The sequence below is a fragment of the Rhodopirellula sp. JB055 genome, assembly GCF_043100905.1.
Lineage (GTDB): Bacteria > Planctomycetota > Planctomycetia > Pirellulales > Pirellulaceae > Rhodopirellula.
Genome location: NZ_JBICHO010000183.1, coordinates 1 through 15,978, shown reverse-complemented (window position 1 = coordinate 15,978; position 15,978 = coordinate 1). Strand labels below are relative to the sequence as shown.

The window sequence follows — 15,978 nt, the reverse complement described above, 5'->3', positions numbered from 1 at the left end:
CAACGTGCCTTGAACGAAGAGTTACAAATGGAAACCTGGATCCTGCACGAGTGTGATGACAAAGCGAATGCCCTTCGCAAAGGGATTCGAGATTTGGGAGTGGAATGTCCGCCCGAGCGATCAATTGAACTCTGTCACGACAGCGACACGACCGTCGATCCGTTCGTCGGAGAGCGGCTGGTCTTTTTGGTGCTCAACCAAATTCAACCGGAACACTTTGCGGTCCTTCATGCGCTCAAGCATGCAGGCGATTGCAAAGTCGTTGTCGTGGCCACGGTCGTGAACCCCGATTCGATCTTGGAACTGTTCCGTGCTGGAGCGACCGACTTTGTTCGTTGGGATGAACCGGTGATCGATGAAGTTAGCAAAGTCATTTCACGCTTGAGATCGGAAACCATTCACAAGCGATGCGATGGCAAGAAGCTGGCTGTGATCCCAACCGCGTCGGTGAGCGATTCGAATTTGTTGTCGTGCAATTTGGCAGCAACCATCGCTGGTCAATTGGGCGGATGTGCATTGATCGACATGCGTTGCGGCGGTGGGGACCTTGCCGCGATGTTGAAACTGGAACCCGAACACACGCTGCGATCTTTATTGAATCAAGATGACGGTGTCGACCAATCAATGGTCGAACAGGCGATGAAGTGTCACCCGTGCGGAATCAAGCTGTTGGCCAGTCCGCCGATCTGCAGCCGGATGAGCGAGCTGAACTCACAGTGGTGCGAGACCATTCTCGCCATGGTGTCGGCCGGCCACGCATGTTCGGTGGTCCAACTGGACGATCCCATCCAGGCAGACGACCTGGGCGTTTTGGAATCGTTTGATGCGATCGTTTTGGCAACGCGACTCGACGTGGTGTCATTGTTGAGGACGAAGGAGTACCTCCGGTTTCTCAAGACAAAACAAAAATCAGATGCCTCGATTCACGTCTTTGCGATGGGCACGGGCCATGCCGGCGAGTTGCCTGTGCGGTCTGTCGAAAAGCTTTTGAAACTCAACACAATTCACTGCGTTCCCGACGATCCTGTCGCGGTGACCGTGTCGATGAACATGGGCAACCCGGTCGTCTTGGAGTCCTCTTCTTCGCCCATCGCGACGGCGATTCGCGATGCGACATGGAGTATTCCAACCGTCCGCGAATTGGTCCGGCCCGACAATCTTTGCCCACCACCGCGACCGAAGGGCTTGCTCAACAGCATTGGACTTTCCCTGGTGTCCAGTCTGATATCGCAACCGAACTAGAACTGTTCGACCAGTCATCTTGAAATTCAGATCGCATCATCGCTGGATTGGACACATCCGGTTTTTGTACGGACCTGAATCAAAACACATTACCACTTTTGCTCGTTGCGACGGATCGCATCCATTTTCGAAGGGAACCAGATGATTCGATCAGCAACGATTGATCCCGAAGCACGCGAAAATCGTTTTCAGCAATTGAAAGCCGAGATTCACGAGAAGTTGATCAGCGGGATCGACATGGCCGTCTCACGCTCGGTCAAAGAAGACCGCCTGCGAGAAGAGCTGCGGCGAGGTGCCGAACAATTGTCTCGCATGCACTCCGATCTGTTGTCTCAAGCCGAACGTCAGCGACTGATTGACGAGTTGGTGGACGAGACGATGGGATTGGGGCCGTTGGAACCGTTGATGCGTGACCCATCGGTATCAGACATCTTGGTCAACGGCCCCGACTGCGTGTATGTCGAACGAGGCGGTGTGTTGGAACCGACTCCGATCAAGTTCCGAGACAACGACCACTTGGTGGACATCGTTCGAAAGATCGCGGGGCGAGTCGGACGCCGAATTGATGAGTCTAGCCCGATGGTCGATGCTCGATTGCTCGATGGCAGCCGATTGAACGCCGTGATACCACCGTTGGCGCTCGATGGCGCGTTGGTATCCATTCGCCGGTTCTCCAACAAACCGATCACCGCCAAATCGTTGATCAAATCCAATTCGGCGACACCGGTTATGTTGGATTTTCTTGCGGCATGCGTGCGTGCAAGAATGAATATCCTGGTGTCCGGTGGAACGGGCAGTGGAAAAACAACTCTGTTGAATCTGTTGTCCGGATTTGTGCCCAAGGAAGAGCGGATCGCGACCATCGAGGACGCGGCGGAATTGCGTCTGCAACAACCGCACGTCGCAAGGATGGAAACTCGTGTCTCGAATTTGGAAGGTCGCGGACAGGTGACCGCCAGGGACCTGTTGTGCAACGCTCTTCGGATGCGCCCAGACCGCATCATCATGGGCGAATGTCGCGGTGCAGAAGCGTTCGACATGTTGCAAGCGATGAATACCGGGCACGACGGCGGCATGTCGACGATTCACTCGAACGATGCTCGCGAAGCGATTCACCGACTGGAGATGCTGGTCAGCATGGCGGCGACGGATTTGCCGATGTGGTTCATCCACCGTCAGATCGCATCGGCGATTCACATCATCGTGCACGTTGCGAGGATGCCGGGTGGCGAGCGAAAGATCGTTCAGATTTCAGAGGTCACCGGTGTGAACGGCGAAACGGTCAACATGCATGACTTGTTTGTCTATCGTCAGACAGGTGTGGATGAAGAAGGTCGAACAATAGGCCGTTTTGAGGCGAAAGGGATTTTTCCACAATGTTTGGAGCGACTTGAGCGGCGAGGTTGGAAAGTGTCTCGGTCATATTTTCGTGAAGGCATTTTGTCCAACGAAAAACTCGACGGTCGACGGAGGTCATGATGAACGCTTGGATGATTTTTTTTGGCATCTTCTTCACCGTTTCGATCGTGGTCTTTTTTTCCAGCACGGTGTTCTACCAACGTGTGCTGCGATATCAGTTTGGAATTCACGAACGCTTGGCAACACTGAGCCGCGAATTGGATGAATCTGATTCGGAGTCGCTATTCAAAGAGTGGTCGCAGGCTGGTTCCACCGGGATGTTGCTGGGGATGTTTGGCGGTTCGTCACTGACGACGCTGTTGCACCAAGCGGGCATCAAATGGACGGCCAAGCGATGGTGGGGCACTGTGTTGGTGATCGCAATGGCCGGGACATTGCTCGGTGGTTACTGGGACATGCGGCTCGGGATCGCGACTGGATTGGCGGGGCTGCTTCTGCCGTTTGCATTCCTTTACGCCAAGCAGAACGCTCGGAACCAACAACTCAGCCGACAGTTGCCCGAAGTGTTTCAATTGATCAGTCGTGCCGTTCGGTCCGGCCAAACAGTGACTTCGGCGCTGCAAATGATTGCAGAGGATTGTCCAACGCCCATACGAGAAGAATTCGCTCTTTGTTACGAGCAACAGGAACTCGGTATGTGGCGGGAGCTTGCGTTTCGAAAACTTGCGGAGCGAAACCAGGTGTTGGAACTGCGGATCTTTGTCGTCGCATTGTTGGTGCAGAACCGATCGGGAGGCGATTTGGTTGAGTTGCTCGACAACCTGTCCAAGATGGTTTCCAAACGATTGCGATTGCGTGATCGCATCAAGGCGTTGACGGCGGAAGGACGGATGCAGGCCTTGGTGTTGGTCGTGCTGCCGTTTGTAGCACTTGGAGCCATCGTGTTGTTTTCGCCCGAATACGCGGCGACGCTTTTAGAACGTCCGCGATTGCTTGTTGCAACCGGTGTGTCGCAAGGCATCGGGGCGTTGTTGATCCGTCGAATCGTCAACTTTGAGTATTGAGCATGTTTGATTTCTTAATGGCTTCTCAGTGGATCGCTCTCGTTGGCATCTTTGCAACGGTATCGATTCTGTTTTACCTGGCATTCCTGTTGTGGGATCCGTATTGGCGAATCGTCGATGGTCGCGTTGCCGAAATGCTGCGTGAAGACGATCCGGAAGAGGCGGGCACGGACCAGTCGTCTGGCTTTGGTGATCCGAAAGAAACACCGAAGCCAGGCACGACATGGTTTGGCGGCGGAAGTGCTCTGAACCTGGAAAGCCAACTGATTAACGCGGGGATCCATCATCATGGGATGCATCGCAAATTGACGATGCTGCGATGGTTGTTGTTTCTCGTCCCGCCGATTGTTTTTGGGACGCTTTGCTACCGTGGTGAAATGCCGTTGAACTGGGCGGTGATGTCAAGCTCGTTTCTCATGTTGTTGGCGTATTCTTTGCCGGTCATGTGGTTGAAACGCGCGGTCAGTAAGTATCACCAAATGCTTCGAGCGGCCTTGCCGGATTTTTTGGATCTGATGGTGGTCTGTTTGGATGCCGGATTGAGTCTTCAGGAGAGCATCAAACAGGTGGGAGAAGAGCTCCGTTGGATTCATCCCGCCTTCACTCATGAGATTGATTTGGTTCAGCATGACATTGATTTGGGGTCGCCAGTCGACAAAGCCATTCGGCGATTTGCCGATCGTTCGGGGTACGACGCACTTCGTACACTCAGTTCGCTGATTCGCGAAGGTCAACGGTTCGGGACCAACGTTTCAGAATCACTCAGCGGGCATGCCGACATGCTGCGATTTCAACGGGAGCAGGCCGCCGAAGAGAACGCTCAGAAGGCATCGGTCAAGATCATTTTGCCGACGATGCTGTTCATCTTTCCGGCGATTTTCATTGTGTTGGTCAGCCCAGCCGCCTTCAAGATTCAGGAGGCATTTGCGGCGCAATGAATGTCACGCGATCGAAGACTGATCGAAGTCCGATTCCGAGTAAACATGCTTTGCATCTGAAACGCGCGGGAGCGACAGCAACCGAATTCGCGATCGTGTTGCCGATGTTTTTGCTGCTCGTTTTTGCATGCTGCGATTTCGCGAGAGTGATTCACTTTCGACAACTCGTTGCCAACGCGGCCCGCGTCGGTGCCACCCATGGTGCATTGAACCGATTCACGTCAGCCACGGAAGCGGATTGGCGAAGCGACGTCGTCAACGTGATGCGAGAAGAACTCGCCCACCTCACGTCAACCGACCCGAGTGATTCGGTGATCGATGTCCATTTTCGCGATCTGTCCAGCGGTGTTCGAGTGGTGGAAACCGAGGTGACTTTGCCGTTTCGCACCGTGGTGCAGTGGCCCGTGCTTCCGACGGAAATCCAAGTTCATCACCATGCCGAATTTCATCAATTTCGATAGGAACCCTCGATGTTGAATTCCAATCACCGACGGTCGAAATCACGATCCACCAAACGCCGCGGAGCGAGCATGGTGGAAGCCGTGTTCACATTGCCGATTTTCCTTTGGGTGTTGTTCGCGATGCTGGATCTGGGCATCGCAGCGCTTCGCGTGAATGCATTGTCCGATGCGGCTCGTCGAGCAGGTCGGAGCGCTGTGATTCACGGATCCATGGTTCCCGATCGCACGGGAAGCTGGGGGCCGACCGCCTACAGCGGCGCGGTCGCCGATGGTTCTCCAATGGTGTCATCGCTTGCTACGTCCATCCCGACGATGGACCCGGAAGATGTGAACGTGCAGATGGCTTGGTTGGACGGCGACAACCGGCCGGGCGACCGTGTTCAGGTGACGTTGCAATATCAACACACGTCTCTCGTTCCCGGTCTGTTTCCTTGGGGGCCGTTTGACTTGGAAGGTTCCACGACGATGACCATTTTGAACTAAGGACTGAGCGAGAAAGAAGTGGCATAGGCATTCAGCCTGTGATTGCGAGGAACAAAGGCTGGATGCCTACGCCACGCCGCTGCTCGCACTTGTTTTTCGATCATTGCGATGCCGATTGGCAACAGCCTTGTTTTGAATGAACCCGACGGGCTTAGAAGCCCATCGTTTGGCATTTTTACCAACCGTTTTCAAACGCTCATTCACTTAACGAACCATGCTTCACTCACCGACTCGATTTAGCGACCACGACTCATCGACGTTCTGTGTACGAAGGTCACAGCGTGTCCGTCGCGAGGGCAAGATCCTGGTGTCGATGGCGATCTTGTTGCCGACCTTGTTGGCTTTCACCGGTTTGGTATTCGATGGTGGATTGATCGCGACGGATCAGTGGGTGCAGCAGCACGCGACCGACTCAGCCGCCACCGCCGCTGCACTGAATATGCTTTCAGGTCAATCCGACCAACTCTCTTCGATCGCCACGGATGTGGTTGCAAATGGGCATTCGCTGCCATCAACCAACGTCGTTGTGCATCGGCCGCCATCCCAAGGTACCTACCAGGGCGATCCGAACTATATCGAGGTGGTCACAACGGGCACCTACGGATCGCGGTTCATCAATTTGTTTGGTGGATTGCGGGAGCATCCGATGGTGACTCGATCGGTCGCCGGGGTCGACTCGGTCAATCCAGGAGCGGCAATCATGATTTTGGATCCCGATCCAGCGCCGCTTTCAATCGCGGATTTGCCGACGTTGTTGCAGGATTTGGGGCATTTGGAACTGAGAAGCTTGGCGGTCAACCAATTCGAGCTGGGATCGATTTTGTCGGCGGTCCCGTTGTTATCAGCCGCGATCGACGGGGTAATCCAAAACAAATTGCTGCAAAGCATCCTGAATGAGACGACGGACGTTCTGGATGAGATCGCTTCCAATGCATTGACATTGCACTTGCCTGCGTTAACCGCCGGTTTGGAGATCGAAGGCCTGGGTTGTTTGGAGGTCGATGGATCGGTGCATGTCAACAATGCTTGGGGCGGCGTCGATGAACGCGGCAGATGTGTTGGCGGCGATCCGGGGTATCCGAATGCCGTTGCGTGCATGCCGTTGTTGTCGACCACCCGATTGAAAGCCGAACACATCCGCGTGGTTGGGGGAGTCGACCGGGAGCAAATGTATCTGCCCTTGGACGATGGCGGCCACTGTCCGCTGCAAGCCAACCGCGCACCGGTGCCCAATCCATTGGGAAATTTGCCTTCCCCGTTGATGCTTGGTGCGGTGAGTGGCGTATCAGCTCCTGAGACGGACATCGTTGGCGTGACGTTGTCAGCAAGTGGTGCGGAGGTTGTGCTCGATGAAATCCTGGGTGGACTTTCGTTTTTGTTGCAGCCTGTGTTTGACACGGTGCGGGATCCCATCGAACACCTGTTGTGCAACACGACTTATTCGCCGGGGGTGTATCGATCCATGACCGTGATCGCTCCCACGGGAGGCGTGACATTCGAGCCGGGCGTCTATGTGATCTGCGGCAAAAACCCGGTTACCGAGATTTCGTTGTGCTTGCTGGGGCCGATCCAAGCCGAAGGGGTGCTGTTCTACATCACCGACGAGGCCACGTTTGATTCCGATGGGAACTTTGTGGAGGAGACGAGTGGCGATGGTGTGCCGGGTGCTCACGGAGTCACCAACATCGTACCGAGCGTGGTGATCGCGCCGTTGCTACCCGGCGGAAAGCTGACGGGATTGAATTCGCCTGGCAACCCGCTTAACGAGATGCTGATTTTTCAACATCCAACCGATCGTCGCCCCATCGTGATGGAGTGCCAGCAGTTGATTGGCAACAACGCTTTCGCAGGAACGGTCTATGCCAAGTGGGGACACGTCCAGTTGGTGGCTGCGTCGGCGGAATTGGACCTCAAGATTGCATCGGGAACGGCTCGCGTGGTGACTGTGGGAACAACACGGCTGTCGCCCAAGAATTTGTTTCCGGCAGCCCAGGATGTTTTCCTGGTGGAGTGAATTCTGGGGAATGCAGTGAACTGGAACGTCCACCGCACGAAAGAGGCGTGGGGGCAGACGGGCTGGGACGCCCGCTTCACGCTTCACACCACGTTATTCACTCAGGCCGACGGGAGTGGCGGTAATAGCTTTCCAAACAAAGTGTCGCCATCGATGTCGTGTACACCGTTCCGCCGTAACCTCCCCACAACGATTGATCTGACCAGGATCCATCAGGTTGTTGTGTGGAAAGCAATCGCTGTTTGAGAGCGGCGTTCCAGGTTTCCCAGGCGTCGTCTTGCAGTTGATGCAGTGCCATCGTGGCATAGTACCAGTAGTAATAGTTGTCAGGACCTTTGCCGGGCAAGTTGTCCAATAGCACCGACTCGGCCTCGCGAATGGTGGCGTCGGGAAGCTTTTGTCCGATCAACAATCGTGTCGCGAGGGCCTCGGCGGTCATCGTGGGTGAGGTCGGTTCGCCGGGGCGATAGCAGGCTTGTCCACCCGCACGGCCGCGCCGAACCGAATCCAAGAAGCGTGCGATGCCATCGGACATGCGACGATTGGGTGGCACAGATCCGGAACGATCGGCCGAGTCGATCAACAACGCTTGCCAACCAAGTTGGCTGAGGTCGCCTGTGTCACCGCGGTTGTATCGCCATCCACCGGTGACGGGATGCTGCATCGAACGGGTGTAGGCGACGGCTCGGCGAGTGGCTTCCATCGCGGATGGGTCAGCGGTCATCCCCGCCGTCTCGGCGAGCGCCAATCCGGCCATTGCGTGGCTGTAATGAGCCGCGTAGACGGACGCGTTGCTGGCCAGCGATCCATCGGCACGTTGACGCGACAGCAGAAACGCGAGACCGCGGTAAACGGTGTCTCGATGTTCGCCTTCTTGATGGGTGTGTCCGGAACCGAGCATGGACAACAGGGCCAGTCCTGTGATCGCGGTTTCGGCGTTGCGTCCGGCTCCGCCACGATGCAGACCCAGCGGCGCACGTTCTTGGCCAGCGCCGGTTGTCTTGGGATCCCAGGCTCCATCGCTGCGTTGTTGCGAGGCCAAATATTTCAGAGCGGCTGCGACGGCGGCTTCCGTTTCTGCGTTGCCACCGTTTTGAATCAGAGCGTGAGCCTTGGCGGCACCGGCGCGTGAGGCGAAGTCTTCGTCAATCGTTCCGGCGGAATGTTCATTGGGAAGCGAGGCCGCCGGGCGAACCGACGCGATCTTGGCGTCCGCAGCCTTCTCGGTGGAGCGAACTGTTTTCGATTGGCCTGCATTCGATGCCGGCATGGGCATCTCGGGCGAAGAGGCGGGAATGGTTTGGGGATCGGGCTCCACGGGCGGTTCAACAATGGGTTCCGCTAACGCGGCTTGCAACCAATCGTCGATGTTGGAATCCAAAGCGTCCGTCGCGACCGCTTCGGGATCACTGGTCTCGGTTGGCGCGGGTTGCGTTGGCATCGCGGTGGACGCCAGCACAGCGGGCATCGACGGCAAAGGGATCTCCACGGGCGGTGTGGTGTCAGATTCCGTTTCTGGAGTGGGCTCGTCCACTGCAAGGGGCTGTGCCGATTCCGTTTCGCTCTCGCGTTCGGGGATCAACGGTTCGGGCAGTTTGAGTGCTGCCAGCGGCGATGATTCCGCAGGGGCATCGGAGGAATCTTGCAGGGTTTCCAGCATCTCAGGATCGAACATCGAGACCGCGATGTCGGACGCTCCGGCATTGGCAGTTGCCTCGGAAACTGGACCGCCACCGGACCAAAACACCGACAGTTTAGGAACGTAGAGAATCAAGACGCCGTGCAGCACCACCGACAGGATCAAGCACACGATCGCGGCGCCGCGACCACTGGCTTTGCGGCGGCGAAACAGAATGATGGTGATGACCAAGAAGGTCACTGCAATGAGGGCGACACCGCGAACGATGTTGGGGTCGGCCCAGAGTGTTTCCAAGTTGTTCCACGAAGGGATCGGAGGGGCGTCGGATGCGCCTGCTACCGGGATCATCGGCGGGGTGGAAACGGATGGCATAAGCGGAAAGAAAACGGGTTAGCGTCGCTCGCTGACGCCCATCTTTTGCACGCCGGCGAGTTCGATTTGACGCATGACTTTCACGACATGGTGCAGCGAACTGTCGCTGTCGCCACGCACGCTGACTTGCAGTCCGGGATAAACCGAACGCTGTTGCTTCAAGGTTTCGGTGAGTTGTTCGGAAGACATCGGTATGCCATCGAGCAGCAGTGATCCGTCATTGCGAACTTCCACGACGCGTTGGTCGGGCGTACGAGCCATTGACTGCATGTCGGCCGATGCCACGTTGACTTGTACGCCGCTGTCGTTGGAATCCATCTTGCTGCTGACCATGAAGAAGATCACCAGCAGGAACACCACATCGATCATGGGCGTCAAGTTGATGGTGGCTTCTTCGGTTCCGCGATTGCGTTTCATCAGGCTGCCCGTCGTTTACGAGGAGCCTTGGCTGTGCCCGCGTTTTCAAGCCCTTCGGCGGAAATGCAATCGATCACTCGCTGACAGAGTTTGTCGATCTCGCCGAGGTAGCCATCGGATTTTGCACCGAAGTACATGTAAGCCAGGTACGCGGGGATTGCGACGCTGAGTCCGCCGGCGGTGGTCATCAGCGCGGTGCTGATACCCGAGGCTAGCAAATCGCTTTCGCCCGCACTGGGATCCGCGATGGTTTCAAACGCTTGAATCATTCCCAAAACGGTTCCCAACAGCCCGATCAGCGGTGTCACGTTGCTGATCGCGTGGAAGACACGCAGGAATCGACGCAGTGAATCGCCCACACGATCGCCCGCGTCAATCACGGCTTGTTCGATTTCCAGCATTGGGCGGCCCCAACGACGAACGGCAGCATGAAAGACTTCCGCGACCGGGCAATCGAATTCGTCACAAATCGAAGTGGCTTCTTCATAGCTAAGTTGACCATCTTCGACACATTCGGTGAATCGCCGGACAAATGGCTTGGGGATCACGCGACTGCGACGTAGCGCGATCATGCGTTCCATCGACAGTCCCAAGACGATCAAAGAGCAGACTGCCAAGGGGATCATCAGCATGCCGCCTTCGGCGATCTTGGCGATGAAAGCGGGCGGTTCCCAACCGGCTTCGGATTCACCGGTCGCTTCGCCCTCGCCAGCGAGTTGGTCGGTTGCGGGGGCTTCTGGGATCGACATGCCGCCGGGGGTGCCGCCAGTGTTGTTCGATGCGATTTGGGCCACGGGTTGAGAGGCACCGTATTGGCCGCCTCCAAACGCATTTTGGTTTCCGCCGGAACTGTACGGGGAGTTGTAGTTGTTGCTGAACCCGTTGCTGGATTGCGGTTGGCTGAAGCCTTGGTTGCCGTAGTTTTGAGCGGTGGCCGAAGCGTGCCAATTCGACCAAATCGACAACCCAACCGTCAGCACGACGACCGGTAAAAATCGTGACGCGACCGCGAGCGTTGGACGCACGCGGTTGACGTTGGAACGAGTCTCGTTTCGATGTGAATTCATCGTCGAAGTGGGGATTCTGAGGAGGCGTCCGGTGACAACGCGGCCAATCGGCGGCGGGCTCCGGTCGCATGTTGGCTGTTCGCAAAGCGACGCACCAAAGTGGAATAGCAGACAGCGGCCTCGCGTGTCCGCCCCAATTGTTCAAACGACTTACCGGCTTGCACCAATGCCGCGGCGGTCCATTGGCCATCGCCGCTGATGCCTTCGACCAATCGGTAAGCGTCGATCGCTTCGCCGAATCGTTCTTGCATGTAAAAGGTTTCGCCGATCATCCATTGGGCTCGACCGCGAGCGTCTTCGTCGGCGGATCCGAGTCGGACGACGCTTTCGAGCAGCGAACGTCCGCGGTCAAAGTTCAGTTGACGGATTTCGACATCGGCAGCCAACAAATTCACCAACGCCGATTGAGGCGACGTCGGCGAGATCGCTGCACGAGCGGAAGCGATTCGCTGGGCCGCTTCGGTGATCGTCCCCGAGGAAGCTGCCGTTTCCGCCAAGCGAAGCAAGGTCGGGAAATCGTCCGCGCCGCCTTCGTCGACGATTCGTTGCCACCATTTGAGCGACGACTTGGCATCGCCCGTTTGTAGCAAGGCTTCTGCAAACAGACGCTCGACGTGAAGGTTGCGTCCGCGAATTTTCGCGGTTTCTTCGTTGCCATCTAAGAACGGTTCTTCGTCCTTGGCAGCCAATGCGAGAATGGACCAATTGGAGGTCCGGCCCGCCCAGCGACAAGCGGATTCGCGAACGCCTGCTGTGATGGTTGGTTCCGTTTCTGGTCCGGCATTCGTATCCGCGACGGGCGAAATCCATCGCGTCGCAATGCGCTGGGCTTCGGCGTCGAGACCATCGCGGGTCAAATGTTCTAGGATCGCGGCGGTCGTGTCGCCCAGTTCGTCTCTCGTTGCGATCGCATCGGCAAACGCCTGCTCGGCATCCGCGTTTTTATGTGTGACCGCCACCAACAAGCCAATCGCAGCAGGTTTCAGGGTCGCGGTGAATGAAGGCGATTGGGCCAATTGTTCTGCGTGTTCCAACAAGTGTTCCGCAAGCGGTCCATCACAAGGTTCCAAGGGGTGATTGTTGCAGTGCGACATGATCGCTTGCAGACATGCCCCGGAATCAGCGTGCTGAGCCAGCAGTTGCTGCAGGGTTTGGTCGGCAGCGTCGGATTGTCCGGTCCGGAATTGGCAGGACATTTTCATCAGCAACGCGGACGGAACATCGGTGTGATCGGAATGGTGCTGCAAGAACTGATCGATCGCCTCCAACGCGGTCTGGTCGTCTTCGCCAGACATCGCGGTGCACCAAGCCAGTCCCAATCTCGCGGTTGCCAACTGAGGGCTGTCACCGGATTCAATGACCATCTGGTAAGTCGACTGGGCTTGTTCCAGATGACCTTCATCCAGCAATCCCGCGGCAACGCTCATGCATGTTGCGGTCCATTCTGGCGAGGTCACCTTGAGCTGGTGGACTTCGTCCAACCAACGGTGCGCGTCCATGTGACGGCCAAATCGTGTCAAGCCGTTGGCAGCGCTGAGCAACAAATTCGCAGCTTGGTCCGCCGTCAACGCCTCCGGATCGTTGTCTCTCAAACGCATCACAGCGTACGCCGCCATGTCGTGCACATCCGCTGAATGATCGACTTGATTTTCGGTCGCATCCAATCGACGAGCCAGTTGAACCAAAGCCGCGATTGACCGAATCGAAGCACTCTCATTGGCAGCGATCGTGCGGGCGGTGGCGATCGCTTTATCCCACTCAGCACCGTGAGTCTGTTGCAACAGTCGGCCAGTTGCCGAGGCCAATTGGGCTTCGTCGGCGAAAGTGAACGAGGGAACCAGCAGTGCGTTCAGCACCACCACCATTGCCAATCGTTTCCAGCGAGCGACTGCCGCGAATGAAATGGATTGGATCGAGCGGGAGAGCAAGTTCGACTGATTGTGATTCACAGTCATGGCCGAATCGATGGATCGAGAAGAGGGATTCAGGGAGTCGTGTTCCATAAAGATCGGGCGAGTCCCCAAAAGTCAGTGACTTTGGAAACTCGCCCGTTCGAAAATTTAGTTTCGTTCAAGCCGCGGCGCGGTTGGTTTGTTGGAAGAACGACGCCACCGATTCGACGACGCGAATTTGTTCTTCTTCCGTCAGTGAGGGGAAGATCGGCAGGTTCAACACTTCGGCGCTGGCCGCTTCGGTGTTTCCCAAACCATCGTGACGGAACGGAATGCTTTGAAAGCATTCTTGTTGATGCATCGGCACCGGGTAGTAGATCTCGGATCCGATGTTGCGTTCAGACAAATGAGCTCGCAGAGCATCGCGTCGACCGCCGGGAACTCGCAGTGTGTACTGGTTCCACACGTGGCGAGCGTTGGGATCGTGGTAAGGCGTGCCCAGTTGGTCATCGTTCACCAAACCGGCTTCGGTCAGCAAACGGGTGTATCGGTCGGCGTTGACCGCTCGGGCTTCCACTGCAGCATCGAGGTGACGCAGTTTGACGCGAAGCACCGCGGCCTGGAACGTGTCCAGGCGACTGTTGATTCCAACGACTTGGTGGTAGTAGCGAGGCCGCATGCCGTGACCAGCGAACAATCGCAAACGATCGGCAAAGCCCGCATCCGTCGCGGTCAGGATTCCGCCGTCGCCCATGCCACCAAGGTTCTTGGTGGGATAGAAACTGAAGCACCCCACGGTTCCCCAGTTTCCAGCGGGACGTCCTTTGTACGCAGCCCCGATGGCTTGAGCGGCATCTTCCACGACCGGGATGTCCCGTTCCGCGGCGATTTCACAGATTCGATCGATTTGGGCACACTGGCCGAACAAATGAACCGGAATGATCGCCGCTGTTTTTTCGGTGATCAACGACGCAATGGATTCTGGATCGACGTTGTACGTGTCAGGTAGAATGTCAGCGAACACCGGCGTTGCACCCAATCGGGTGATGCAACTGACCGAAGCGAAAAATGTGAAGCTCGGCACGATGACTTCGTCGCCCGGTTGGATGTCCAAAGCCATCAACGAGAGCAACAAGGCGTCACTCCCAGAGGCACATCCGACCGCATTGGGCGTTTCGGTGTATGCGGCCACTTCGTTTTCCAACTCGGTGACATCCGGGCCAAACAAGAAACGGCCGCTGTCGAGCACTTCGGTCAACGCTTCGAGAAACTCGTTGCGGTGCGGAGCATTGTCGCGATTGACATCCAGCAGAGGGACGCCGGGGGTACCAGCAGTCATGGCGAGACTCTTCCGTGAAATAGATGCGGGATAGTCGAAAGTCCATTTTCGACAGTGTCGACGCACTGACGCGTAGAAACACTTCTGCTTCAATACGGTGCTTCCCTGTTAAACGTCAAGACCGACCCTCCGACGACGCACCCCTCGATTCTCCCCACAATTTCACGAAAACCACATGGCGAAGAACAAAAAAGCCAGAATCCCACACAAATTTTTGCCCTGGATTGCGATCCGGAAACAATACAGTCTGACCCACGCCGAGGTCCAAATGGCTCGGGAGTTGGGCCTGGAACCACGCCGATTCCCAAGTTACGCGAATATCAAGGACCAGCCCTGGAAAAAGCCGTTGAAGGAATTCATCGCGGCTTTGTACCTGAAGCAAACCGGCCGGGAGCAACCCGAAACGGTGATGTCGATGGAGGATCTGGCCGCTCAACATGTCGCTCGCCGATTGGCGAAAAAGCAAGCGAAACAAGAACGGTTGGCTGCCGAGAAGTTTGGCGTGGACGAGCCCGAATCGCCAAACTCGGAGCCCGAGACAACCACAGCATCCGCCAGCCAGCCTGAGCCGGTGGCGATAGCTGATACGCCGTCCGAACCCGTTTCCGTGGTGGTTGCCGCCGAAGCACAAGCGGAACTCGCCGCGGCCGAACCAGAAACCGAGCCCGTGGCAGATGTTGTGGCGGCAGATCCCCCCGCGCTGGCTAGCGAAAACGTCGTCTCAGAACCAACTGCTAAGCCTGAAGCTGCAGCCAAGCCCGTCGTCCAACCTCAAAAATCGGCCGAGCCCCCGCAAGCTGCCAAACCTCCGGCGCCCGCTGAACCCGCTCCTGCCGAGGAAGCCCCGGCGGCTCCGCTCAGCCCTTGGGAGGCCGCGAGAGCTCGGTTGAAAGCCAAATCGGAAGCAAAACCTAGCGATCCGGATTTGACATCGGATTCTTCCAGCACTTAGCCTGGATGTCCGCAAACTGCGTCAATTCGCCGCCGGATGGTTTTCCGTGGCGTTTCCTTCCTTTTCATGGAAAAGAGTCAAACCATGGCTAAACGTTGGATCTCAGCTCTGGCTGTCCTGTTAGTTGCCGCCACCACCGTGGTCGCCGCGGATGTCGCCGAGAAAGAACTCAAGGACGTCAAATGTGTCGTCGCCTCACGCGACGCCCAAGCCAGCAAATCGGCGGAGTACAAAGAGGGCAAAGTGTTCTTCTGCTGCAACGGTTGCGCGGGCAAGTTCACCAAGACCCCTGAGAAGTTCGCAACTCAGGCCAACCGCCAATTGGTGCAAACCAAACAGTACGAACAAAAGGCATGCCCATTCAGTGGCGGCAAAGTGAACCCCGAAACGTTGATCACTGTCGATGGTGCCAAAGTCGCTTTCTGCTGCAACGGCTGCAAAGGCAAGGTCGAAGGCACCGAAGAAAAGAAGCAAGCAGAATTGGTCTTCAACGACAAAGCGTTCAGCAAAGGGTTTCAAAAGAAAGCCGACAAGACCGACGGTTGATAAACCGTTGCATCGCTGAAAAAACGAAACCCAGTTGGAATCCCCAACTGGGTTTCGTTTTTTCAGTGATGCAACGGTTTATCAACCGTCGGTCTTGTCCGCTTTCTTTTGAAACCCTTTGCTGAACACTTTGTCGTTGAAGACTAATTCAGCTCGCTTCTTTTCTTCGGTGCCTTCGACCTTGCCTTTGCAG

14 protein-coding genes are annotated in these 15,978 nt (G+C 56.5%); 9 read left to right on the top strand and 5 right to left on the bottom strand.

What is annotated here, in order from left to right; all coding sequences use genetic code 11:
- Nucleotides 1–27: 27 nt before the first annotated feature.
- The 7 genes from ACF8AM_RS07455 to ACF8AM_RS07425 all read left to right on the top strand — a co-directional run bounded on the left by ACF8AM_RS07455 (nt 28) and on the right by ACF8AM_RS07425 (nt 7,561).
- A complete protein-coding gene (locus ACF8AM_RS07455; RefSeq protein WP_392555025.1) occupies nt 28–1,242 on the top strand; it encodes a CpaE family protein in 1,215 nt (404 codons plus the stop codon).
- A gap of 141 nt (nt 1,243–1,383) precedes the next feature.
- Nucleotides 1,384–2,721, top strand: a complete 1,338-nt coding sequence (locus tag ACF8AM_RS07450) for a CpaF family protein (protein ID WP_392555024.1) — start codon at nt 1,384–1,386, stop codon at nt 2,719–2,721.
- An 11-nt stretch (nt 2,722–2,732) separates the two neighbouring features.
- Nucleotides 2,733–3,665 carry a type II secretion system F family protein gene (locus ACF8AM_RS07445; protein ID WP_392555023.1) on the top strand — a complete coding sequence of 311 codons (933 nt, stop codon included), beginning with the start codon at nt 2,733–2,735 and terminating at the stop codon, nt 3,663–3,665.
- Between the two features lie 2 nt (nt 3,666–3,667).
- A complete protein-coding gene (locus ACF8AM_RS07440) occupies nt 3,668–4,603 on the top strand; it encodes a type II secretion system F family protein (protein WP_392555022.1) in 936 nt (311 codons plus the stop codon).
- Between the two features lie 50 nt (nt 4,604–4,653).
- Nucleotides 4,654–5,064 (top strand): TadE family protein, encoded by a 411-nt coding sequence (locus ACF8AM_RS07435; RefSeq protein WP_392555021.1) that lies wholly within the window; start codon nt 4,654–4,656, stop codon nt 5,062–5,064.
- A 9-nt stretch (nt 5,065–5,073) separates the two neighbouring features.
- Entirely contained in the window at nt 5,074–5,547 is a 474-nt protein-coding gene (locus ACF8AM_RS07430; RefSeq protein ID WP_392555020.1) for a TadE/TadG family type IV pilus assembly protein, read from the top strand.
- 214 nt (nt 5,548–5,761) lie between these two features.
- A complete protein-coding gene (locus ACF8AM_RS07425; protein ID WP_392555019.1) occupies nt 5,762–7,561 on the top strand; it encodes a pilus assembly protein TadG-related protein in 1,800 nt (599 codons plus the stop codon).
- Between the two features lie 97 nt (nt 7,562–7,658).
- On the opposite strand, the gene ACF8AM_RS07420 is transcribed toward ACF8AM_RS07425, so the two are convergent.
- The 5 genes from ACF8AM_RS07420 to ACF8AM_RS07400 all read right to left on the bottom strand — a co-directional run bounded on the left by ACF8AM_RS07420 (nt 7,659) and on the right by ACF8AM_RS07400 (nt 14,287).
- The gene (locus ACF8AM_RS07420; RefSeq protein ID WP_392555018.1) at nt 7,659–9,572 is read right to left on the bottom strand and encodes a prenyltransferase/squalene oxidase repeat-containing protein; all 1,914 of its coding nucleotides are present in this window, start codon (nt 9,570–9,572) and stop codon (nt 7,659–7,661) included.
- 18 nt (nt 9,573–9,590) lie between these two features.
- Nucleotides 9,591–9,989: an ExbD/TolR family protein gene (locus ACF8AM_RS07415; RefSeq protein WP_392555017.1), complete on the bottom strand. Its 399-nt coding sequence runs from the start codon at nt 9,987–9,989 to the stop codon at nt 9,591–9,593.
- Complete coding sequence (locus ACF8AM_RS07410; protein WP_392555016.1) at nt 9,989–11,056, bottom strand: MotA/TolQ/ExbB proton channel family protein; 1,068 nt, start codon at nt 11,054–11,056, stop codon at nt 9,989–9,991. Before ACF8AM_RS07410 ends, ACF8AM_RS07415 begins: the two co-directional genes overlap by 1 nt.
- Nucleotides 11,053–13,011 (bottom strand): tol-pal system YbgF family protein, encoded by a 1,959-nt coding sequence (locus tag ACF8AM_RS07405; protein ID WP_392555015.1) that lies wholly within the window; start codon nt 13,009–13,011, stop codon nt 11,053–11,055. The genes ACF8AM_RS07410 and ACF8AM_RS07405 overlap by 4 nt, the downstream gene beginning before the upstream one ends.
- Nucleotides 13,012–13,126: 115 nt before the next feature.
- Nucleotides 13,127–14,287: a DegT/DnrJ/EryC1/StrS family aminotransferase gene (locus tag ACF8AM_RS07400; protein WP_392555014.1), complete on the bottom strand. Its 1,161-nt coding sequence runs from the start codon at nt 14,285–14,287 to the stop codon at nt 13,127–13,129.
- 175 nt (nt 14,288–14,462) lie between these two features.
- Between ACF8AM_RS07400 and ACF8AM_RS07395 the strand changes: the two genes are divergently transcribed.
- Both ACF8AM_RS07395 and ACF8AM_RS07390 read left to right on the top strand, forming a co-directional pair.
- Nucleotides 14,463–15,239, top strand: a complete 777-nt coding sequence (locus tag ACF8AM_RS07395; RefSeq protein WP_392555013.1) for a hypothetical protein — start codon at nt 14,463–14,465, stop codon at nt 15,237–15,239.
- 84 nt (nt 15,240–15,323) lie between these two features.
- On the top strand, nt 15,324–15,785 hold the full coding sequence (locus ACF8AM_RS07390; RefSeq protein WP_392555012.1) for a hypothetical protein: 462 nt from the start codon (nt 15,324–15,326) through the stop codon (nt 15,783–15,785).
- Nucleotides 15,786–15,978 lie beyond the last annotated feature (193 nt).